This is a genomic window from Kribbella sp. NBC_00709, from assembly GCF_036226565.1.
In the GTDB taxonomy this organism is placed as follows: domain Bacteria; phylum Actinomycetota; class Actinomycetes; order Propionibacteriales; family Kribbellaceae; genus Kribbella.
Map to the genome: position 1 here is coordinate 241,641 of NZ_CP108996.1, position 20,557 is coordinate 262,197.

A 20,557-nucleotide genomic window follows, 5' to 3' on the forward strand; every position below is an offset into this window, starting at 1 on the left:
CATGAACGCGGGGCCTTGGACAGGAAATAACCTGTCCAAGGCCCCGAGAAGGTGGTCAAGGCCCCGAAACGTGTCCGAGGCCCGAGTACGTCAGCGTGCGGCGCTGCCCTCGACGTAGTCGTCGTCGTGCGACTTGACCCACGCCATCAGACCGCGCAGTTCCTTGCCCACGGCCTCGATCGGGTGCTCCTGGCTCTTCTTGCGGAACTCGGCGAACTCCGGCGCGCCGGCGTCCTGGTCGGCGATGAAGCGGGCCGCGAAGGTGCCGTCGGTGATGTCACCGAGGACCTCCTTCATCCGCTGCTTCACCGACGCGTCGATGATCCGCGGGCCGGACACGTAGTCGCCGTACTCGGCGGTGTCGGACACCGACCAGCGCTGCTTGGCGATGCCGCCTTCGTAGATCAGGTCGACGATCAGCTTGAGCTCGTGCAGGCACTCGAAGTACGCGACCTCGGGCTGGTAGCCGGCCTCGGTCAGTACCTCGAAGCCGTTCTGGATCAGCGCCGAGACGCCACCGCAGAGGACGGCCTGCTCACCGAACAGGTCGGTCTCGGTCTCCTCGGTGAAGGTGGTCTTGATACCGCCGGCCCGCAGACCGCCGATGCCCTTCGCGTACGAGAGCGCCAGGTCCCACGCCTTGCCGGTGGCGTCCTGCTCCACCGCTACCAGCACGGGTACGCCGCGACCCTCGGTGTACTCGCGGCGGACCAGGTGGCCCGGGCCCTTCGGGGCGACCATGAAGACGTCGACACCGGCCGGCGGCTTGATGTAGCCGAACCGGATGTTGAAGCCGTGACCGAAGACGAGCGCGTCGCCGTCGACCAGGTTCGGCTCGATGGCCTCCTTGTAGAGCTTGCGCTGAGCCGGGTCCGGCGCGAGGACGACGATGACGTCGGCCTCCTCGACCGCCTCGGCCGGGCTGAGCACGCGCAGGCCCTGGGCCTCGGCCTTGGCCCGGCTCTTCGAACCCTCCGGCAGGCCGACCCGGACGTCGACGCCGGAGTCGCGCAGCGAGAGCGCGTGGGCGTGGCCCTGGGAGCCGTAGCCGAGGACGGCCACGTGGCGGCCCTGGATCACCGACAGGTCGGCGTTGTCGTCGTAGAACATTTCAGCTGCCACTTGCGGCACTTCTCCTTAGTGTTGATTCGGTACGGCGGCGGCGCGGCCCGGCGGCGGGGCCGGCACCGGGTGGTGCTGCGAACGATCGACGGGCCGGGCCTGCACGGTCGGGGGTCCCGACTGGACGTGCGGCGGCGGCACCGGGACCGGCCGCAGGGTGCGGTCGGAGATGGAGCGGCTGCCCCGGCCGATCGCCACCATGCCGGACTGCACCAGCTCGCGGACGCCGAAGGGTTCCAGCACCCGGAGCATGGCTTCGAGTTTCTCGGGATTGCCGGTCGCCTCGATCGTGATCGCGTCCGGTGCGACGTCCACCACCTTCGCACGGAACAGCTGGACGGTCTCCAGCACCTGTCCACGGGTGAGGGTGTCGGCCTTGACCTTCACCAGCAGCAGTTCGCGCTGAACCGTCTGGCTGGGCTCGAGTTCGACGATCTTGATCACGTTCACCAGCTTGTTCAGCTGCTTGGTGATCTGCTCCAGAGGCTGCTCGTCCACACTGACCGCGATGGTCATCCGGGACACCTCGGGGTGCTCGGTCGGACCGACCGCGAGGGAGTCGATGTTGAACCCCCGCCGCGAGATCAGCGCCGCGACCCGGGCCAGCACACCGTGCTTGTTCTCGACCAGGATGCTCAGAGTGTGCTTACTCATCGACGTCCTCGCTTCGCTCCGGGCGCCGATGAGGCACGAGTGGGCGGTGTTGGATTTGTTCGTTCGCTGCGCTCTCTCACTACAGCTCCTCCCCGTCCCACTTGGGGGCCATGTCGCGAGCGATCTGGATCTCGTCGTTGCTCACGCCGGCGGCGACCATCGGCCACACCATCGCGTCGCGGTGCACGACGAAGTCGACCACGACGGGCTGGTCGGTGACCGACATCGCCTTGTCGATGGTGGCGTCGACGGAGTCCTTGTCCGAGCAGCGCAGCCCGACGCCGCCCATCGCCTCGGCCAGCTTGGCGAAGTCCGGGATCCGGGCCGAGTGCAGGTCGGTGTTGGAGTAGCGCTTGTCGTAGAACAGCGTCTGCCACTGCCGGACCATGCCCAGCGACTGGTTGTTGATCACCGCAACCTTGATCGGGATGCCCTCCAGCGCACAGGTGACCAGCTCCTGGTTGGTCATCTGGAAGCAGCCGTCGCCGTCGATCGCCCACACGGTCTTGTCCGGCCGCGCGACCTTGGCGCCCATCGCGGCCGGCACGGCGTACCCCATGGTGCCGAGGCCGCCGGAGTTCAGCCAGTGGCCGGGCTTCTCGAACGGCAGGTAGTGCGCGGACCACATCTGGTGCTGGCCGACGCCCGCGGTGTAGATCGCGTCCGGTCCGGCGATCTGGCCGATCCGCTCGATCACGTACTGCGGGGAGAGCGTCCCGTCCTCGGGTTCGTCGTACGCCACCGGGTACTTCGCGCGGACCGATTCCAGCTGGTTGCGCCAGGCGTCGTACGACGGGGTGCGGCCGGAGCTCGCGATCTCGGTCCGCAGGGCGGCGATCAGGTCGGTGATGACCTCCTTGCAGTCACCCACGATCGGCACGTCGGCGGCCCGGTTCTTGCCGATCTCGGCCGGGTCGATGTCGGCGTGGATGACCTTCGCCTCGGGCGCGAACGAGTCGAGCTTGCCGGTCACCCGGTCGTCGAACCGCGCGCCCAGCGTGATCAGCAGGTCGGAGCGCTGCAGGGCTCCGACCGCGGACACCGAGCCGTGCATGCCGGGCATGCCGAAATGCAGCTCGTGCGAGTCCGGCAGCGCGCCGCGGGCCATCAGCGTGGTGACGACGGGGATGCCGAGCAGCTCGGCGAGCTCCTTCAGCTCGGGGCTGGCCTGGGCGCGGATCACGCCGCCGCCGACGTACAGCACCGGCTTCTCGGCCGCCGCGATCAGGCGGGCCGCCTCGCGCACCTGCTTGGGGTGCGGGCGGGTCACCGGCCGGTAGCCGGGCAGCGCGAGCTCGGTCGGCCACTGGAAGTCGACGCCCTGGGTCTGCATCGCGTCCTTGGTCACGTCGACCAGCACCGGGCCGGGCCGGCCGGTGGAGGCGATGTGGAACGCCTCGGCGATCGTGGTGGCGATGTCGGCCGGGTCGGTGACCAGGAAGTTGTGCTTGGTGATCGGCATCGTGATGCCGCGGATGTCCGCCTCCTGGAAGGCGTCCGTGCCGATCGCGGCGCCGGCGACCTGACCGGTGATGGCGACCATCGGCACCGAGTCCATGTACGCGTCGGCGATCGGCGTCACCAGGTTGGTCGCGCCCGGGCCGGAGGTCGCCATGCACACGCCGGTCTTGCCGGACGCGGCGGCGTACCCCTGGGCGGCGTGGCCGGCGCCCTGCTCGTGACGTACCAGGATGTGGCGGATCTGGGTCGAGTCGAGCATCGGGTCGTACGCCGGGAGGATCGCGCCACCCGGGATGCCGAAGACGGTGTCGACCCCGGCATGTTCCAGTGCGCGGATCAGAGCCTGTGCCCCGGTCAGCTGCTCACTCATGAGTGCCTTCCCTCAGTCCTGTCACGATGTAGCCGTTGTTGGCTTTTCGCGACCGATCCATCCTCGCTTGTGGCTGCTGTCCTGGCGCTACTGGGTCGCAGATAGTCGCCCTGGCAACAAAAAACCCCTTCCGCCGGGTTGGCTGAAGGGGCGCGCTCGACTCTGTGGTCGCGTCAGTCGGCGCGCCGCACAAGTACGAGGAGAATCGATCGCATGTAGGCATTATTCGCCGACAGACCGCGACCGGGTCAAGTTCGGCGGCGCTGTGTCTCGTCATCTGAGATGCCCGTCCCTAGATGCAGACAGCACCCTCGGACGCCGAGCGGACCAGGCGGGTGTACTTGCCCAGCACGCCCTTGGTGATCGACGGCGTCTTCGGGGTCCAGCCCTGTTTGCGGTGCTCGAGTTCTTCCGGGCTGAGGTGCAGGTCGAGGGTGCGGTTCGCGACGTCGAGGGTGATGCGGTCGCCGTCGCGGACGAAGGCGATCGGTCCCCCGTCGACGGCCTCGGGCGCCACGTGCCCGACGCAGAGTCCCGTCGTACCGCCGGAGAAGCGGCCGTCGGTGAGCAGCAGCACGTCCTTGCCGAGGCCGGCGCCCTTGATCGCGCCGGTGACCGCGAGCATCTCGCGCATCCCGGGACCGCCCTTCGGGCCTTCGTACCGGATCACGACGACGTCGCCGGCGTTCAGGTCGGGTACGGCGTCCATCGCGGCGCGCTCGCCGTCGAACACCCGCGCCGTGCCCTCGAACACGTCGGAGTCGAAGCCCGCGCTCTTCACGACCGCGCCTTCCGGGGCGAGCGAGCCGTGCAGGATCGTGATGCCGCCGGTGTGGTGGATCGGCTTGTCGAGCGCGCGGATGATCGTGCCGTCGATGTCCGGCGGCGCGATGTCGGCGAGGTTCTCCGCCATCGTCCTACCGGTCACGGTCAGGCAGTCGCCGTGCAGCAGGCCGGCGTCGAGCAGCGCCCGCATCACCACCGGGATCCCACCCACCCGGTCCACATCGGTCATCACGTACCGCCCGAACGGCTTCAGGTCACCGAGATGCGGTACGCGCTCACCGACCCGGTTGAAGTCGGCGAGGCTGAGCTCGACCTCCGCCTCCCGGGCGATGGCCAGCAGATGCAGGACCGCGTTCGTGGAACCCCCCAGCGCCATCACCACGGCGATCGCGTTCTCGAACGCCTCCTTGGTGAGGATCTGGCGGGCAGTGATGCCCTTCTGCAGGAGGCCGACCACCGCTTCGCCGGACTTGCGCGCGTAACCGTCGCGGCGGCGATCCACGGCGGGCGGCGCAGCAGAACCCGGCAGCGACATACCGAGGGCCTCGGCGGAGGCGGCCATCGTGTTGGCCGTGTACATCCCGCCGCAGGCGCCTTCACCCGGGCAGATCGCGCGTTCGACCGCGTCGACCTCCTCGCGGGTGATCAGGCCGCGGACGCAGGCGCCGACCGCCTCGAAGGCGTCGATGATCGTGACGTCCTTGTCGCCGAGCCGGCCGGGCATGATCGAACCGGCGTACAGGAACACCGACGCGAGGTCGAGCCGGGCCGCGGCCATCAGCATCCCGGGCAGCGACTTGTCGCAGCCGGCCAGCAGCACCGAGCCGTCGAGCCGCTCGGCCTCCATCACGGTCTCGACCGAGTCGGCGATGATCTCGCGGCTGACCAGCGAGTAGTGCATGCCGACGTGGCCCATCGAGATGCCGTCGGAGACGCTGATCGTGCCGAACTCGAGCGGGTACCCGCCGGCTGCGTGCACGCCTTCCTTGACCGCCTTGGCGAGCCGGTCCAGCGAGAGGTTGCAGGGGGTGATCTCGTTCCAGCTGGAGGCGACTCCGACCTGTGGCTTGGCCCAGTCGTCGTCACCCATCCCGACCGCGCGGAGCATCCCCCGGCTGGCGGTGGCCTCCAGCCCATCGGTCACTGTCCGGCTGCGGGGCTTCACATCGACCATGCCGCCACTCTATATATCGCTGTCCTCTTCGGAACCCGGCTTCTAGCATTCGCGGGTGACTGACGATCCGTACGGCGACGAACTGCTGGTAGAGCTCTACGACCTGGACAACCCGGCCGGCGAGGACCACGCCTACTACCGCGGGCTGGCCGACGGCACCCGCAAGGTCGTGGACCTCGGCTGCGGGACCGGCCTGCTCACCCGGTCGTTGGCCGCCCCTGGACGAGTGGTGATCGGGGTCGACCCGAGTCCCACGATGCTGGGCTATGCGCGCCGCCGGCCTGGCGCCGATGCGGTCACCTGGATCGAGGGGGACTTCAGCGCCGTCGAACAGACTCACGACGCCGATCTCGTCATCAGCACCGGTAACACGATCATGCACATCAGCAACCAGGCCGAGGTCTTCAGCACGCTGGCCGGCGCGCTCCGGCCCGGCGGCGTGATCAGCTTCGAGTCCCGCAATCCCGCGGCGCGTGCGTGGGAGCAGTGGACCCGCGAGGCGACGTACGGCGAACGCGACACCCCCGCCGGCCACCTCCGCGAATGGCTCGACCTGATCGAGGTCTCCGACGGCCGCGTCGTCTTCGACGCCCACAACGTCTTCCCCGACGGCCACGACGCGATCTACCGCAACACCCTGTACTTCCGCTCGCCGGAGTCCATCACCACCGACCTTTCCCAGGCAGGCTTCACCGACATCGAGGTGCGCAGCGGCTGGCAGCAGCAGCCCCTGACCGACGACGCCCGCCTCCTGGTCTTCCGCGCCACCAAGCGCTGACCGGCCTACCCTGAGCCGGTGGATCGACTCGAGGCCTACATCGACGGATGGCGGCGGCACGACAATGCGGCCGTCCTCGACACACTGACCGACGGCTGCGTCGTGATCGAGTGCTACGGGCCGGTGTACCGCGGTAACTCCGCGAGTACGCGACCACGGCGCCGCTGTACGACTGGACCGGCGAGTGGCGCGGCTAAGCTGAGGGCAGTGCGACTGGCGAGGGTGGGGTACCACCGGGGAGCGAAGAACGAGGCGTCGTCCGCCTGGGCGCCTCCGACTGACCTCGGAGGTCGTCGTGCGTTACGGGATGAATCCACATCAACCGGCCGTCATGGCGCCGGTCGATCGCTCGCCGTTCACGGTGGTTTCGGGCGAGCCGTCGTACATCAACGTGCTTGATGCGCTGACCGGTTGGCAGCTCGTGCGGGAGGCCGCGCGGATGTTCGGCGTACCGGCTGCCGCGTCGTACAAGCACGTCTCCCCCGCCGGCGTCGCGCTCGGTGCGACCGTCGCGGAGGCGTACACGCGGGCGCGTGACGCCGATCCGAAGTCGTCGTACGGCGACTTCGTGGCGGTCTCGCACCCGGTCGATACGGAACTCGCAGCTGTGCTGAAGCGGGTGGTGTCGGACGGGATCATCGCGCCCGGGTACGACGAGGGCGTCGTCGGCACGTTGGCAGCGAAGAAGCGTGGGACGTACCTCGTCCTCGAAGCGGACCCCACCTTCGAGCCGCCCGCCGAAGAGTCCCGCGAGCTCTACGGACTGCGGCTGACACAAGAGCGTGACGCGCTGCCGCTGACGCGCGACCTGCTGGACGAGGCCGTGCCGGACGACGCGGCCCGGGACCTGTTGCTGGGAATGATTGTTGCCCGCTACACCCAATCGAACACCGTCGTGCTGGTGAAGGACGGGATGGCGATCGGCGTCGGCGCCGGGCAGCAGTCGCGGGTCGACTGCACCCGGCTGGCCGGCGAGAAGGCGCGGCTGTGGTGGTCCCGCCGGTCGGACGAGCCGCTGACCGGCGTGTCGATGGTGTCCGACGGCGCGCTCCCGTTCACCGACAACGTCGAGGAAGCCCATCGCCACGGTGTCACCCACATCGCCGAACCGGGCGGCTCGATCCGCTCGGCCGAGGTCGCCGCCGCCTGCGCCGAGCTCGGCATCACCTGGTCGGCGACCGGAGTACGCCTGTTCAGGCATTGAGCAGTACGCCGGTTCAGGCCGTGAGCTGATAGTCGCCGGAGGCAACAGCTTTGCGGACCTCGGCCGCCGTCTGCACGGGATCGAGGGAGGTCGTGTCGATCGCGTGCGGTTCGAGCTCGCCGAGTTCCGCGAACGCGCCGTGCAACCCGGTGATCGCCTCGACGTCCTTCAACTCCCCTGCGCTGCGTGCCTGCGCACGGTCGAGCGTCGTCACCAGTCCGGGCCGCAGCACGACGTACGACATCGTCCAGTCACCGGCCCCCGCAGCACTGCGGTACGGAGGCAGGAACCATGGCCCGATGATCCCGTCGACGACCACGTCGTACCCGCCCCGCGCATAGACGGCGACCGCCGCGACGATCGCGTCGACCACCACCTCGTTCTGCCGTGCCGACTCGGGCAGGTACGGCGGGACAAAACCGGTGCGGATCGCGCGAAAGAACTCGTCGGTCGTCACGTGCACCGTCGGTCGCGGCGCGTCGGTGGCGACGAGCTGCGCGACGGTGGTCTTGCCCGAACCAGGCGGGCCGGTCAGCAGAAGGACGTTGCTCATGGCGCCCGACGCTAACCAACCCCGCCCGCAAACTGCAGACTTTTCTTTTCGGCCGGCGTCAGCCGGAGACGCCGGCCGGCTCCCGGGTCGGCTCCGGCGGTGCGGGCGGCGGGCCGCCTTCGAGCTGGATGTCGGGGACGATGCGGTCCAGCCAGCGCGGCAGCCACCAGGCGCGGTCACCGAGCAGCGTCATCACCGACGGCACCAGGATCATCCGGACCACGCTGGCATCGATCAGCACCGCGACCGCCATGCCGACGGCCAGCATCTTCACCGTCGGATCGTCGTCCAGGACGAAGCTCAGGAAGACCACGATCATGATCGCCGCCGCGGTGGTGATCACCCGCGCCGTCGCGCCGATCCCGATCGCCACCGCGCGGTGGCTGTCCTTCGTCGCCATCCACGCCTCGTGGACCCGGGACAGCAGGAAGACCTCGTAGTCCATCGACAACCCGAACACGATCGCGAACATCAGCATCGGCACGAACGACGGGATCGGCACGTTCTCGTCGATCCCGACCAGCGACGACCCCCAGCCCCACTGGAAGACGGTCACGATCACGCCGTACGCCGCCCCGACCGAGAGCAGGTTCAGCACGGCCGCCTTGATCCCGATCAGCAGCGAGCGGAACGCGACCGTGAGCAGCAGGAACGCGAGCACCACGACAGCCCCGATCAGCCACGGCATCCGGCTGCCCACCTTCTCGGTGAAGTCGACGTACCCGGCGGTGGTGCCGACGACGTACGTCGGTTCCTGCTGGCCGGACAGCACGTCGTCGCGGATCCGGTTGACCAGGTCCTCGGTCTCGGCCGCGGACGGCGAGGTGGTCGGGATGACGTTGATGATGGCCGTCGTACCCGCGCTGTTCGTGCTCGGCGGCTGGACCGCGGCCACACCGGGCGTCTTCTGCAAGGTGGATGTCAGACCGCTCAGCAGGGTCTGCTTGTCACCCGAGGACGGCAGTTGTACGACGACCGTCAGCGGACCGTTCGCGCCGGGGCCGAAGCCTTGCGCGATCAGGTCGTACGCCTTCCGGCTGGAGTCGCCGGACGGGTCGGTGCCGGCGTCGAGCTGACCGAGGTTCATCGACAGCAACGGGATCGCCAGTACGAGCAGCACCAACGTCGCCGCGATGCCGTACGGCCAGGGCCTATCGCTGACCTTGCGGCCCCAGCGAGCGAACGCGCTCTGCTCGTGCTTGCTGTCGCGGCGCTCCCGCTCCTCCGCTCGATGCTCGGCGATCGCGGTCTCGTCCGGGAGCCCGGCCTCGAGCTCGCGTTCCTCGACGAGGTGATGCCGGTCCTTGCGATTGAGCACCGTGAACTTCGCCAGACCGAGCAGGGCCGGGATCAGGGTGAGCGCGGCCAGCACCGTCACCGCGACCACGATCGCCGACGACAGGCCGAGCGCGCCGACGAACGGTACGCCGGACACGTACAGCCCGAGGATCGCGATCACGACCGTGCCACCGGCGACCAGGATCGCCGCGCCCGACGTGGACTCGGCCCGGCCCGCCGACTCGACCACACCCATGCCGTCGTCGAGCTGCTCGCGGTGACGCGACACCAGGAAGAGGCCGTAGTCGATCGCGACGCCCAACCCGAGCAGTGTCGCCACCGTCGGCGCCGAGACCGGGAAGTCCTTGACGGCCGCGAGCAGCCCGAGGACCGCCAGCCCGCCGCCGACGCTGAAGACCGCTGCCAGCAGTGGCAGTCCGGAAGCGACCACGGACCGGAACATCAGGAACAGCAGCAACAGCGCCAAGGCCAGACCGATCGCCTCCGAGGGCCCGTCGTTCGCCTGCTTCCCGATCTGCCCGGTGCCACCGCCGTACTCGACCTGGAGCCCGGCAGCGCGGGCCGGCTGGACTGCGGCGTCCAGCTTGTCGACGTACGACTTGTCGAGCGAGGCCGGCACCACCGAGAAGGACACCGGCGCGTTGACGATGCTGCCGTCCTTCGAGATGTACGCCGTCTGCGAGGTCGCCAGCGGGTCGACCGCACTGACCACGTCGGGCAGCTTGCCGACCGCTTCCATGGACGTCTTCACGGCGTCCGCCTGCTCGGACACCGCGCCCGTCTTCGCGTGGAAGACGATCGAGCCCGAGTACCCGCCGGCGCTGGCGAAGTCCTTGTTCAGGATGTTCAAGCCGGCGGACGACTCACTGCCCGGAACCGTGTAGTTGTTGACGAACGTGCCGCCGAACGCCGATCGCAGCACGAACAGCCCGACCACGACCACCAGCCAGCCGGCGATCACGAGCCAGTGAAAACGTGCCGCACCCCGGCCGAGCCGGTCCAGAAACGCATGCATAAGGTGCCCCTCCCCCGGGCACCCCCCAGGCGACGGCCCAGCCGCCGGCCCCTCCGGCGAATCTAAATCGGCCCGGAGCAGCTCACAACCCCTCGGCGCCGACGGTGACCGCTGTGCCACGAGTCGGTCGCAGGCTGTTTCAGCCTCCTGCCACGCTCGGGAGGATCAGGAGCTCGTCGCCGTCGCTGAGTGGGGTGTCCAGGCCGTCGAGGTCGCGGATGTTGTCGTCGCGCAGATAGATGTTCACATGGCGGCGCAGCGCGCCTCGCTCGTCGGTGAGGCGGCGTCGCAAGGGCGCGTCCAGGGCAGCGAACGCCTCGGCGACGGTCGCGCCCGCGACCTCGACGCGCTCGGCGCCGCCCGCGAACGGGCGGAGGACAGTGGGCAGGCGGACCGCGATCATCCGACCACTGCGACGCGCACGGTGAGGATGTCGGGGAGGTGGCTGGCGACCTCGGTCCAGCTGTCGCCGGCGTCGGCGCTCGCGTAGACGCAGCCGTCGCGCGTGCCGACGTACACGCCGGCCGGGTCCGCGGCGTCGGTGGTCATCGCGTCCCGCAGTACCGGAACGTAGGACACGTCGGGCAGTCCGGCGGACAGCGGCTCCCAGGTCGAGCCCGCGTCCCGGGACCGGTAGACCCGGCACTTCGCCTCGGTCGGGATCCGGTTCGCATCCGCGACCAGCGGGAACACGTAGATCGTCGCGGGCTCGTGCGGGTGCACCACGATCGGGAAACCGAAGTCCGACGGCAGGCCGTCCGCGATCGACTTCCAGATCGAGCCGCCGTCGTCCGACCGGTAGACGCCGTGGTGGTTCTGCGCGAACATCCGCTCGGGTACGTCGGGATGCCCGGCGAGCTTGTGCACGCACTGACCGAACTCGGGATACGGATCTGGGAAGAACGTCGCCTGGATGCCCTGGTTGGCCGGCGCCCACGTCGCACCGCCGTCGGCGGTCCGGTAGACGCCGCCGGTCGACATCGCCACGCTGACCCGATCGGCGTCGGTCGGGTGCGGGAGCACGGTGTGCACGGCCTGGCCACCGAACCCGGCGTCCCACTGGGTCCGATGTGGGTGGTCCCACAGCCCGCGGACCAGCTCGAACGTCACTCCGCCGTCGGTGGACTTCCACAGGGCGGACGGCTGCGAGCCGGCGTACACGACCCCCGGCTGACCGGGCGGGGCCGGCTGGATCTGCCAGACGCGCTCGAGCGAGGCCTCGGCGTCGGCCGGGAACCCGATCGAGCCCTCCGGCGGCTCGGCCCAGGTCGCGCCGAGGTCGTCGGAGTGGAAGACGGCCGGGCCCCAGTGCTCACTCGTGCCGCCGACGAACAGTCGAGGCTGGTCGCCACGGGTGTCGATGCCCACGGCGTACACGCCCTGCATCTCGAACTCCGGCACCGGTCCGTCCAGCCGCCACTGTTTGCGAGCGGCATCGCTCCGGCCGATCCAGAGACCTTTCTTGGTCCCGATCAGCAGTACGGCCTCGGACATCGTCGTCCTCCTAGCGTTGTGGACCTGCCACTACGTTGATCAGCGGCTCTCCGGACGCGTAGCGCTCCAGTTGCGCGCGCACCAGGCGGGCCACTCGCGGCGCGAAGGCCGTCGAGGCACCACCTCGGTGCGGGTTGATCAGTACGTTCGGAGCTGACCACAGCGGATGTCCGGAGGGCAACGGCTCGGGGTCGGTCACGTCGAGCGCGGCGCTGATCCGGCGCGTGCCGAGCTCGGCCAGCAACGCGTCCGTGTCCACGACGACACCGCGCGCGACGTTCACCAGCAGCGCACCGTCCTTCAGGTTCGCCAGGAACTTCGCATCCACCATCCCGCGCGTGTCCGGGGTCGCGGGCGTCAGAACTACGACGACGTCCGCGCGCGGCAGCAGCTCCGGCAGCTCACTCGTCGGGTGCACGCCGTCCCGGGCCCGCCGCGCGACCCGGATCACGTCGCACTCGAACCCGCTCAGCCGCCGTTCGAGCGCCTCGCCGATCGCGCCGTACCCGAGGATCAGCACGGTCCGGTCCGCGAGCGAGTCGTCGACCTCGTCGTACGAACTCGGCCAGATCTCCCGCTCCTGGTCGCGGACGGCCCGCGGCAGCCGCCGGTACGACGCCAGGATCAGCCCGACCGCAAGCTCGGCCGTCGACGCATCGTGTACGCCGCGCGCGTTGCACAGCGTGACGCCGTCGGCCAGCCGCGACTGCGCGTGCTCGAACCCGGCGGTCTGCAGCTGCACGACCTTCAGCGCGGGCATCTCGCGGATGATGTCGAACACATCGCCGCCGCCCATGTAGCTGGGCACGTAGAACTCCACCTCGTCGAGCGACGCCGGCCGCTCGGCACCGGAGTAGAAGTCCACGTCGTACCCCTTGGGCAGACCGCCGAGGAAAACGCCGGGATCTTCCCAGGGCAGCCACGCCCGCACATCAGCCATGTGACGAACTTACTATCCCGTGCCGGAGGCGGTGCATCGTCGTATTCTGGGTCGGTGCCTTCGACATCGGATCTGGCGGCGACGCTCGCACACGATCAGGCCGTCGGGCGGCTGCGGGAGTCCTACCAGCGCATCTCGCAGGGCGACCCGGTCCGGCTGGCGAAGCGCAGTTCCAACCTCTTCCGGCCGCGAACCGAGCTCGACCGCCCAGGCCTGGACGTCTCCAAACTGACCGGCGTGATCAGCGTCGACCCGGCCGGGCGGACCGCGGACGTGCAGGGCATGTGCACGTACGAGGACCTGGTCGCGGCGACCCTGCCGTACGGGCTGACGCCGATGGTGGTGCCGCAGCTGAAGACGATCACGCTCGGCGGCGCGGTCACCGGGCTCGGCATCGAGTCGTCGTCGTTCCGGGCCGGCCTGCCGCACGAGTCGGTGCTCGAGCTCGACATCCTCACCGGCGCCGGCGAGCTCGTCACCGCCCGGGCCGAGGGCGAGCACGCGGACCTCTTCCGGATGTTCCCGAACTCGTACGGCACGCTCGGGTACGCGACCCGGCTGCGGATCGAGCTCGACCGGATCTCGCCGTACGTCGCGCTCCGGCACGTCCGCCTCGACCTCGACGAACTGGCCCCCGCGATCGACCAGATCGTTGCCTCAGGCACGTACGACGGGGAGCCGGTGCAGTTCGTCGACGGGGTCGCGTTCAGCCCGGCCGAGGCGTACCTCACGCTCGGCCGCAACAGCGACGCCGCGACCCGGACGAGCGACTACACGGGTCAGCAGATCTACTACCGCTCGATCCAGCAGCGGCAGCAGGACTTCCTCACCGCGCACGACTACCTCTGGCGGTGGGACACCGACTGGTTCTGGTGTTCGGCGGCGTTCGGCGCGCAGCAGCCCGTCGTACGGCGGCTGTGGCCTCGCCGCTGGCGGCGGAGCGACGTGTTCCACAAGATCGTCGGCTTCGAGAACCGCCACGGGTACGCCGCCCGGCTGAACCGGCGCCGTGGCCAGGCGGAGCGTGAGCGCGTGGTCCAGGACGTGGAGATCCCGGTCGGCCGGCTCGCGGATTTCCTCCGCTGGTTCGACGCGAACGTGGGCATGCGGCCGGTGTGGCTGTGCCCGCTGCGGCTGCGCGGCTCCTCGGATTGGCCTTTGTATCCACTCAAGCCCGGCGAGACCTACGTGAACGTCGGCTTCTGGGGCACCGTGCCGATCGCGCCCGGAGACGCGGACGGCGACGTCAACCGACGGATCGAGGCAGCGGTCACCGACTTCGGCGGGCACAAATCGCTGTACTCCGATGCTTACTACGACCGTGGCAACTTCGACCGGCTGTACAACGTGGCGGCCCTGACCGCGGTAAAGGAACGCTACGACCCGAACGCCCGGCTGACCGGGCTCTACGAAAAGGCGGTGACGCGCCGATGACGACGCTCGCGACCCAGGTATCGATCGCTGACGCACTGACCACGGTGACCCCGGCCGGCCTGCCGTTCCGGTTCACGGCGTACGACGGTAGCGCGACGGGTCCGGAGGACTCGCCGATCCACATGCATCTGGCCACCGAGCGCGGCCTGTCCTACGTCCTCACCGCACCCGGTGATCTCGGCCTGGTCCGCGCGTACGTGATGGGTGACCTGGAGATCACCGGCATCCAGGAGGGCAACCCGTACGACCTGATGCGGATGATGCTCAACCAGGTGCACTTCGAGCGTCCGACGACGGCCGAGGCGCTGCGGATCGTGCACGGTCTCGGCTGGAGCCACCTGAAGCCGCCGCCACCGCCGCCGCAGGAGCACCTGCCGAAGTGGCGCCGGACGTTCGAGGGGCTGCGGCACTCGAAGGCGCGGGACAAGGCGGCAATCCACCACCACTACGACGTGTCGAACACGTTCTACGAGTGGATCCTCGGCCCGTCGATGACCTACACCTGCGCGGTCTACCCGACGGCGGACGCCACCCTGGAGGAGGCGCAGTTCGAGAAGTACGACCTGGTCGCGCGGAAGCTCGACCTCCAGGCCGGGCAACGACTCCTCGACGTCGGGTGCGGGTGGGGCGGCATGGTCCGGCACGCGGCCCGCGAGTACGGCGTACAGGCGCTCGGCGTCACGTTGTCGTCGGCCCAGGCGGAGTGGGCGAACGCGGCGATCAAGCGGGAAGGGCTCGAACATCTGGCCGAGGTCCGGTTCCTCGACTACCGCGACGTGGCCGAGCGGGACTTCGACGCGATCAGCTCGATCGGCCTCACCGAACACATCGGCGTGCGCAACTACCCGTCGTACTTCGGGTTCCTGCTCGACCGGCTGAAGCCCGGCGGCCGGCTGCTCAACCACAGCATCACCCGGCCGGACAACCGCTTCCGCTCGACCGGCGCGTTCATCGACCGCTACATCTTCCCCGACGGCGAACTGATCGGCTCCGGCCGGATCATCGCCGAGGCGCAGGACGCCGGTTTCGAGGTCCGCCACGAGGAGAACCTCCGCGAGCACTACGCGCTGACGCTGGCCGCCTGGTCGGACAACCTGGTCACCCACTGGGACGAGGCCGTCGCCGAGGTCGGCCACGCCACCGCCAAGATCTGGGGCCTCTACCTCGCCGCCTGCCGCGTCGGCTTCGAACGCAACAACACCCAACTCCACCAATTCCTCGCCGTGAAACTGGACGACGAAGCCAACGCCCACTTCCCGCTCCGCCCCACGTGGGGAAGCTGAACCATTCGTTGACCTGCGGTGTAGTAAGTAAGAGGTCGCGCGGACAGGTGGGGCGGCGCGCAGCAGGCGCCACCTGTCCGCGGGACCTCTAAAGCAGGTCTAGCGGAGGAGACGGCGTGAGCAGGACGAAGGTCAGGCGGCGGGGGCAGGCCGCGGTGGTGGTTGCGGCGTTGGCGCTGGCCACGGGGTGTTCGGAGGCGACGCCGAGTAGTTCTGGATCGGCGTCGGCTCCGGCTGCTTCCGGTACGGCGACTGGTACGGCTCCCGGACGGACCGCGGTGAAGCTGACCGTGGCCTCGACGGTGGCGACCGGGATCGAGGTGCCGTGGGGGTTGGCGTTTCTGCCGGACAAGAGTGCGTTGGTGGCGGAGCGGGACTCGGGGAAGATCAAGCGGATCGCCGGCGGGCAGGTGGCGGAGGTCGGCACGGTCGACGGGGTGAAGTCGTCGTCCGAGGGCGGGTTGCTGGGGCTAGCGGTCGATCCGGGGTACCCGGGGAAGCCGTACATCTACGCGTACTACTCCGGCGAGGACAACAACCGGATCGCCCGGATCACGTACCAGGACGGGAAGCTGTCCGGCCAGCAGGTGATCCTGGAGGGGATTCCGCAGGCGGCGATCCACAACGGCGGGCGGCTGCGGTTCGGCCCGGACGGATACCTGTACGCCGGGACCGGGGACGGCTCGGATCGGCCGAACTCGCAGGACGACGACTCGCTCGGCGGGAAGATCCTGCGGATCACCACCGACGGGAAGGCCGCGCCCGGCAACCCGGACGGACGGGTGTGGATCACCAAGGGGCACCGGAACGTCCAGGGGCTCGCGTTCGACGGCCAGCAGCTGTACGCGGCGGAGTTCGGGCAGAACACCTGGGACGAGCTGAACGTGATCACCCCCGGCTCGAACTACGGCTGGCCGGCTGCCGAGGGGATCAGCCATTTGGACGGGATGACCGATCCGATCGCGCAGTGGCACACGGCCGACGCGTCGCCGTCGGGGATCGCGTTCATCCAGGGGAACATCGTGATGGCGTCGTTGCGCGGTGAGCGGCTGTGGGTGATACCAGTTGCCGACGGCAAGCGAGTGGGCGAACCGCAGGCGTTCTTCACCAACCAGTACGGGCGTCTGCGCACGGTCGAGGCGGCGCCGGACGGGTCGTTGTGGGTGACCACGTCCAACACCGACGGGCGCGGGCAGCCGCGCGACGGCGACGACCGGATTCTTCGGGTGACGCTGAGCACGTCCTGAGTCGTCAACCGTTTCAGACCTTGGGCCGTCTGGTACTTGTGAAGTAAGCAGACGACCTGAGGAGGAGATCGGTATGCGAACCGGCCAGGGGCCCGGCGTTCCCAGCAGTGTGATCGCTACGGTGAGCACCTACGAGGATGCTCAGCGGACAGTCGACTACCTGCGAAGTTACGGGATGGACGCGGCCGGCCTGGAGGTTGTCGGTGCCGGACTCCGCCAAGCGACCAGACACAAGACCGTCCCGGTCGTGCGGCTCACGGGGATGAGCGCGTTGCAGGGCGCCGCAGTCGGCGTACTCGCGGCGGTCTTCATCACCCTGGTCGCCGAAACCACGCTCAACGGTCTGGCTGTCGTGATCTGGGGCTTCGTGTACGGCGTACTGGTCGGAGCCCTCTGGGGTATGTTCCGCGGACTCGCCCGCAACCGCCCCGACGCGGTCACCACCCAGATCCTCGCAACCCGCTACGAGGTCCGCTGCCCCACCGACGAACTCTCGGTCGCGCAGACCCTGCTCGCCGACGCCTCCGACGTAGACGACGGCCGCGTCGAACGCGAAGTCATCGCCGACGCCCCCACCGAAGAACACAAGAACGCAGCCTGATCGCTCGGGGCGGGACGGCGCAGATCTTGGCGGCCCGCCCTAGGAGGGTTTTGCTGGGATAGCGCAAGAAACCCTCCTAGGAGCCTTTCGAAAGTCTCCTAGGAGGGTTTTCGGGCGTGGGGGTGCCGGGGTGGCGCCCCCACGGCCTGGGTCAGATGCCTAGTTTTTGGTTGAGGAGTTGGCGGACCTTGGCGGCGTCGGCTTGGCCTCGCATGTCTTTCATGACGGCGCCGATGAGTGCGCCGGCGGCGGCCGGCTTGCCGGAGTTGACCTTTTCGACGACGTCGGGGTTGGCGGCGATCGCTCGGTCGATGGCGTCGAGCAGGGCCGAGTCGTCGGACACCAGGGCCAGGCCGCGCTTCTCGATGATCTCCGCCGGCGAACCCTCACCGGCGAGCAGACCCTCGAACACCTGCCGCGCGAGCTTGTCGTTGAGCGCGCCGTCGTCGACGAGCTTCTGCACCTCGGCGACCTGGGCCGGACCGACACCCAGCGCGTCCAGGTCCTGACCCGACTCGTTCGCCGAGCGGGCCAGCTCACCCAGCCACCACTTCTTCGCGGCCGCCGGGGTGACGCCGAGCTCGACCGTCGCCACGATCGGCTCCAGCGCGTTGCCGTTGATGACGTCGCGCATCTCGAGGTCGGTGAAGCCCCACTCCTCCTGCAGCCGCGCCCGCCGCACCGACGGCGCCTCGGGCAGCGTTGCGCGCAGCTCCTCGACCCACTCGCGCGACGGCGCGACCGGGACCAGGTCGGGCTCCGGGAAGTACCGGTAGTCGTCGGCGTCGGACTTCTCCCGGCCGGAGGTGGTGATACCGGTGTCCTCGTGCCAGTGCCGGGTCTCCTGCAGGACCTTCCCGCCGGACGTCAGCACTGCCGCCTGCCGGGTGATCTCGTAGGTGATCGCGCGCTCGACCGAGCGGAACGAGTTCACGTTCTTCGTCTCGGTCCGCGTGCCCAGCACACTGGATCCCCGCGGCTTCAGCGACACGTTCGCGTCGCAGCGCAGCGAGCCCTGGTCCATCCGCACGTCGGACACGTCGAGCGCGAGCAGCAGGTCGCGCAGCATGCTCACATACGCCCGCGCGACCGCGGCGGCCTTGTCCCCCGGCACCTCGATCGTCTTGGTGACGATCTCGATCAGCGGGATGCCGGCCCGGTTGTAGTCGACCAGCGAGTGGTCGGCGCCGTGGATCCGGCCGGTCGCGCCACCGATGTGGGTGGACTTGCCGGTGTCCTCCTCCATGTGCGCGCGCTCGATCTCGATCCGGTACGTCTCACCGTCGACGACGACCTCGGTCCAGCCGTTGAACGCTATCGGCTCGTCGTACTGCGAGGTCTGGAAGTTCTTCGGCATGTCCGGGTAGAAGTAGTTCTTCCGGGCGAACCGGCACCACTCGGCGATCTCGCAGTTCAGCGCCAGGCCGATCTTGATCGCCGACTCGACGCCGCGGGCGTTCACCACCGGCAGCGCACCCGGCAGACCGAGGCAGACCGGGCAGGTCTGCGTGTTCGGCGGGGCGCCGAACTCGGTCGGGCAGCCGCAGAACATCTTCGACCTGGTGTTCAGCTCGACGTGCACCTCGAGGCCCATCACCGGGTCGAACTGCGTCAGCGCGTCATTGATCTCAAGGACAGCAGCGGTCATCGGGTCACCTCCAGCTCCGGAGCCTTCGTCATCAGTACGCCGCCCCACTGCTCGGCCAGCGCCGACTCCAGCGCGGCGCCGACGGTGTAGCACAGGTCGTCGCGCATCACCGGCGCCATCACATGGAAGCCGACCGGCATGCCGTCCTCGTCGGCGAGGCCGCACGGGAACGACGCGGCCGCGTTGCCGGCCAGGTTGGACGGGATCGTGCAGAGGTCGTTCTTGTACATCGCGATCGGGTCGTCGATCCGGTCACCGATCGCGAACGCGGTCGTCGGCGTGGCCGGCGAGACCAGCACGTCGACCTGCTCGTAGGCCTTGGCGAAGTCGCGGGCGATCAGCGTCCGCACCTTCTGCGCCTGCCCGTAGTACGCGTCGTAGTACCCGCTCGACAGCGCGTGGGTGCCGAGGATGATGCGGCGCTTCACCTCGGCGCCGAAGCCGGCCTCGCGGCTCAGGCTCGTTACCTTCTCGGCGCTGTTCGTGCCGTCGTCGCCGACGCGCAGGCCGTACCGCATCGCGTCGAACTTGGCCAGGTTGGACGAGGCCTCGCTCGGCAGGATCAGGTAGTACGCCGGCAGCGCGTACTCGAAGTGCGGGCAGGAGACCTCGACCACCTCGGCGCCGAGCTTGGTAAGCAGCTCGACCGCCTCGTGGAAGCGGGCCTCGACACCCGGCTGGTACCCCTCGCCGCCGAGCTCCTTGACCACGCCGATCCGCAGACCGGAGACGTCACCGTTGCGCGCGGCCTCGACGACGGCCGGGACCGGCTGGTTGATCGACGTCGAGTCCATCGGGTCGTACCCGGCGATCGCCTCGTGCAGCAGCGCCGCGTCGAGCGTCGTCCGGGCACAGGGACCGGGCGTGTCCAGCGACGACGCCAGCGCGATCAGCCCGTACCGCGAGGTGCCGCCGTACGTCGGCTTGACGCCGACCGTGCCGGTGAACGCACCCGGCTGCCGGATCGAGCCGCCGGTGTCGGTGCCGATCGCGAGCGGCGCCTCGTACGCCGAGATGGCCGCGGACGAACCGCCGCCGGAACCGCCCGGGATCCGGCTCAGGTCCCACGGGTTGTGGGTGGTGCCGTACGCCGAGTTTTCGGTGGAGGAGCCCATCGCGAACTCGTCCATGTTGGTCTTGCCGAGGATGACGATCCCGGCCGCCTTCAACCGCTGCACGACGGTCGCGTCGTACGGCGGCTTCCAGCCCTCGAGGATCTTCGAACCGGCCGTGGTCGGCACACCCTCCTGGGTGAGCACGTCCTTCAGCGCCAGCGGCACACCGGCGAGCGGGGCGAGCTGCTCCCCCGCCGCGCGCTTGTCGTCGACCGCCCTGGCCTGCGCCAGCGCGCCTTCGGTGTCCACGTGCAGGAACGCGTGCACGTCACCGTCGACGGCGGCGATCCGGTCCAGGTGGGCCTGGGTGACCTCGACCGAGCTGGCCTGCCCGGACTTCATCAACTCCGCGAGCTCGGCCGCGGTCTTCCTGGTGAGA

General features: G+C 69.3%; 17 protein-coding genes and 1 riboswitch. Of the genes, 6 read left to right on the plus strand and 11 right to left on the minus strand.

The features are described 5' to 3' along the window. Positions 1-90: 90 nt before the first annotated feature. The 4 genes from ilvC to ilvD all read right to left on the minus strand — a co-directional run bounded on the left by ilvC (position 91) and on the right by ilvD (position 5,567). Positions 91-1,110 carry a ketol-acid reductoisomerase gene (gene ilvC / locus OHA18_RS01235; RefSeq protein ID WP_329006056.1) on the minus strand — a complete coding sequence of 340 codons (1,020 nt, stop codon included), beginning with the start codon at positions 1,108-1,110 and terminating at the stop codon, positions 91-93. Positions 1,111-1,137: 27 nt separating this feature from the next. After that, positions 1,138-1,776, minus strand: a complete 639-nt coding sequence (gene ilvN / locus OHA18_RS01240) for an acetolactate synthase small subunit (protein ID WP_442914367.1) — start codon at positions 1,774-1,776, stop codon at positions 1,138-1,140. Positions 1,777-1,855: 79 nt separating this feature from the next. Beyond that, on the minus strand, positions 1,856-3,607 hold the full coding sequence (locus tag OHA18_RS01245) for an acetolactate synthase large subunit (RefSeq protein WP_329001568.1): 1,752 nt from the start codon (positions 3,605-3,607) through the stop codon (positions 1,856-1,858). 292 nt (positions 3,608-3,899) lie between these two features. Further along, positions 3,900-5,567: a dihydroxy-acid dehydratase gene (gene ilvD / locus OHA18_RS01250; protein ID WP_329001569.1), complete on the minus strand. Its 1,668-nt coding sequence runs from the start codon at positions 5,565-5,567 to the stop codon at positions 3,900-3,902. Between the two features lie 55 nt (positions 5,568-5,622). Between ilvD and OHA18_RS01255 the strand changes: the two genes are divergently transcribed. Continuing rightward, positions 5,623-6,345 carry a class I SAM-dependent methyltransferase gene (locus OHA18_RS01255; protein WP_329001570.1) on the plus strand — a complete coding sequence of 241 codons (723 nt, stop codon included), beginning with the start codon at positions 5,623-5,625 and terminating at the stop codon, positions 6,343-6,345. A 199-nt stretch (positions 6,346-6,544) separates the two neighbouring features. Continuing rightward, positions 6,545-6,621: riboswitch (ZMP/ZTP riboswitch) on the plus strand. A 1-nt stretch (position 6,622) separates the two neighbouring features. Continuing rightward, positions 6,623-7,549, plus strand: coding sequence for a 5-aminoimidazole-4-carboxamide ribonucleotide transformylase (locus OHA18_RS01260; RefSeq protein WP_329006057.1), 927 nt, complete (start codon positions 6,623-6,625; stop codon positions 7,547-7,549). A 13-nt stretch (positions 7,550-7,562) separates the two neighbouring features. On the opposite strand, the gene OHA18_RS01265 is transcribed toward OHA18_RS01260, so the two are convergent. The 5 genes from OHA18_RS01265 to OHA18_RS01285 form a co-directional block, all read right to left on the minus strand. Next, the gene (locus OHA18_RS01265) at positions 7,563-8,102 is read right to left on the minus strand and encodes an AAA family ATPase (RefSeq protein WP_329001571.1); all 540 of its coding nucleotides are present in this window, start codon (positions 8,100-8,102) and stop codon (positions 7,563-7,565) included. A 58-nt stretch (positions 8,103-8,160) separates the two neighbouring features. Continuing rightward, on the minus strand, positions 8,161-10,416 hold the full coding sequence (locus tag OHA18_RS01270) for an MMPL family transporter (RefSeq protein WP_329001572.1): 2,256 nt from the start codon (positions 10,414-10,416) through the stop codon (positions 8,161-8,163). 139 nt (positions 10,417-10,555) lie between these two features. Beyond that, positions 10,556-10,819: a MoaD/ThiS family protein gene (locus OHA18_RS01275; RefSeq protein WP_329001573.1), complete on the minus strand. Its 264-nt coding sequence runs from the start codon at positions 10,817-10,819 to the stop codon at positions 10,556-10,558. Then, a complete protein-coding gene (locus OHA18_RS01280; RefSeq protein ID WP_329001574.1) occupies positions 10,816-11,910 on the minus strand; it encodes a WD40/YVTN/BNR-like repeat-containing protein in 1,095 nt (364 codons plus the stop codon). The genes OHA18_RS01275 and OHA18_RS01280 overlap by 4 nt, the downstream gene beginning before the upstream one ends. Before the next feature lie 10 nt (positions 11,911-11,920). Further along, positions 11,921-12,850 (minus strand): 2-hydroxyacid dehydrogenase, encoded by a 930-nt coding sequence (locus tag OHA18_RS01285; RefSeq protein WP_329001575.1) that lies wholly within the window; start codon positions 12,848-12,850, stop codon positions 11,921-11,923. Between the two features lie 54 nt (positions 12,851-12,904). Here OHA18_RS01285 and OHA18_RS01290 point away from each other — a divergent pair, with 54 nt between their 5' ends. The 4 genes from OHA18_RS01290 to OHA18_RS01305 all read left to right on the plus strand — a co-directional run bounded on the left by OHA18_RS01290 (position 12,905) and on the right by OHA18_RS01305 (position 17,415). Next, positions 12,905-14,284: an FAD-binding oxidoreductase gene (locus OHA18_RS01290; RefSeq protein ID WP_329001576.1), complete on the plus strand. Its 1,380-nt coding sequence runs from the start codon at positions 12,905-12,907 to the stop codon at positions 14,282-14,284. Further along, complete coding sequence (locus OHA18_RS01295; protein WP_329001577.1) at positions 14,281-15,567, plus strand: cyclopropane-fatty-acyl-phospholipid synthase family protein; 1,287 nt, start codon at positions 14,281-14,283, stop codon at positions 15,565-15,567. Before OHA18_RS01290 ends, OHA18_RS01295 begins: the two co-directional genes overlap by 4 nt. A 116-nt stretch (positions 15,568-15,683) precedes the next feature. Next, the gene (locus OHA18_RS01300) at positions 15,684-16,814 is read left to right on the plus strand and encodes a PQQ-dependent sugar dehydrogenase (protein ID WP_329001579.1); all 1,131 of its coding nucleotides are present in this window, start codon (positions 15,684-15,686) and stop codon (positions 16,812-16,814) included. A 121-nt stretch (positions 16,815-16,935) separates the two neighbouring features. Continuing rightward, the gene (locus OHA18_RS01305; RefSeq protein WP_329001581.1) at positions 16,936-17,415 is read left to right on the plus strand and encodes a hypothetical protein; all 480 of its coding nucleotides are present in this window, start codon (positions 16,936-16,938) and stop codon (positions 17,413-17,415) included. A gap of 151 nt (positions 17,416-17,566) precedes the next feature. Here the strand turns inward: OHA18_RS01305 and gatB are convergent, their stop codons facing one another. Continuing rightward, entirely contained in the window at positions 17,567-19,063 is a 1,497-nt protein-coding gene (gene gatB / locus OHA18_RS01310) for an Asp-tRNA(Asn)/Glu-tRNA(Gln) amidotransferase subunit GatB (protein ID WP_329001582.1), read from the minus strand. Further along, the gene (gene gatA, locus OHA18_RS01315) at positions 19,060-20,520 is read right to left on the minus strand and encodes an Asp-tRNA(Asn)/Glu-tRNA(Gln) amidotransferase subunit GatA (RefSeq protein WP_442914405.1); all 1,461 of its coding nucleotides are present in this window, start codon (positions 20,518-20,520) and stop codon (positions 19,060-19,062) included. The genes gatB and gatA overlap by 4 nt, the downstream gene beginning before the upstream one ends. Between the last annotated feature and the right edge of the window lie 37 nt (positions 20,521-20,557).

What these genes read in the sequence shown, in the direction of transcription:
- ilvC (WP_329006056.1), bottom strand. Translation starts at nt 1,110, where the DNA reads ATGTTCTACGACGACAACGCCGACCTGTCGGTGATCCAGGGCCGCCAC.
- ilvN (WP_442914367.1), bottom strand. Translation starts at nt 1,776, where the DNA reads ATGAGTAAGCACACTCTGAGCATCCTGGTCGAGAACAAGCACGGTGTG.
- OHA18_RS01245 (WP_329001568.1), bottom strand. Translation starts at nt 3,607, where the DNA reads ATGAGTGAGCAGCTGACCGGGGCACAGGCTCTGATCCGCGCACTGGAA.
- ilvD (WP_329001569.1), bottom strand. Translation starts at nt 5,567, where the DNA reads ATGGTCGATGTGAAGCCCCGCAGCCGGACAGTGACCGATGGGCTGGAG.
- OHA18_RS01265 (WP_329001571.1), bottom strand. Translation starts at nt 8,102, where the DNA reads ATGAGCAACGTCCTTCTGCTGACCGGCCCGCCTGGTTCGGGCAAGACC.
- OHA18_RS01270 (WP_329001572.1), bottom strand. Translation starts at nt 10,416, where the DNA reads ATGCATGCGTTTCTGGACCGGCTCGGCCGGGGTGCGGCACGTTTTCAC.
- OHA18_RS01275 (WP_329001573.1), bottom strand. Translation starts at nt 10,819, where the DNA reads ATGATCGCGGTCCGCCTGCCCACTGTCCTCCGCCCGTTCGCGGGCGGC.
- OHA18_RS01280 (WP_329001574.1), bottom strand. Translation starts at nt 11,910, where the DNA reads ATGTCCGAGGCCGTACTGCTGATCGGGACCAAGAAAGGTCTCTGGATC.
- OHA18_RS01285 (WP_329001575.1), bottom strand. Translation starts at nt 12,850, where the DNA reads ATGGCTGATGTGCGGGCGTGGCTGCCCTGGGAAGATCCCGGCGTTTTC.
- OHA18_RS01295 (WP_329001577.1), top strand. Translation starts at nt 14,281, where the DNA reads ATGACGACGCTCGCGACCCAGGTATCGATCGCTGACGCACTGACCACG.
- gatB (WP_329001582.1), bottom strand. Translation starts at nt 19,063, where the DNA reads ATGACCGCTGCTGTCCTTGAGATCAATGACGCGCTGACGCAGTTCGAC.
- gatA (WP_442914405.1), bottom strand. Translation starts at nt 20,520, where the DNA reads ATGAAGTCCGGGCAGGCCAGCTCGGTCGAGGTCACCCAGGCCCACCTG.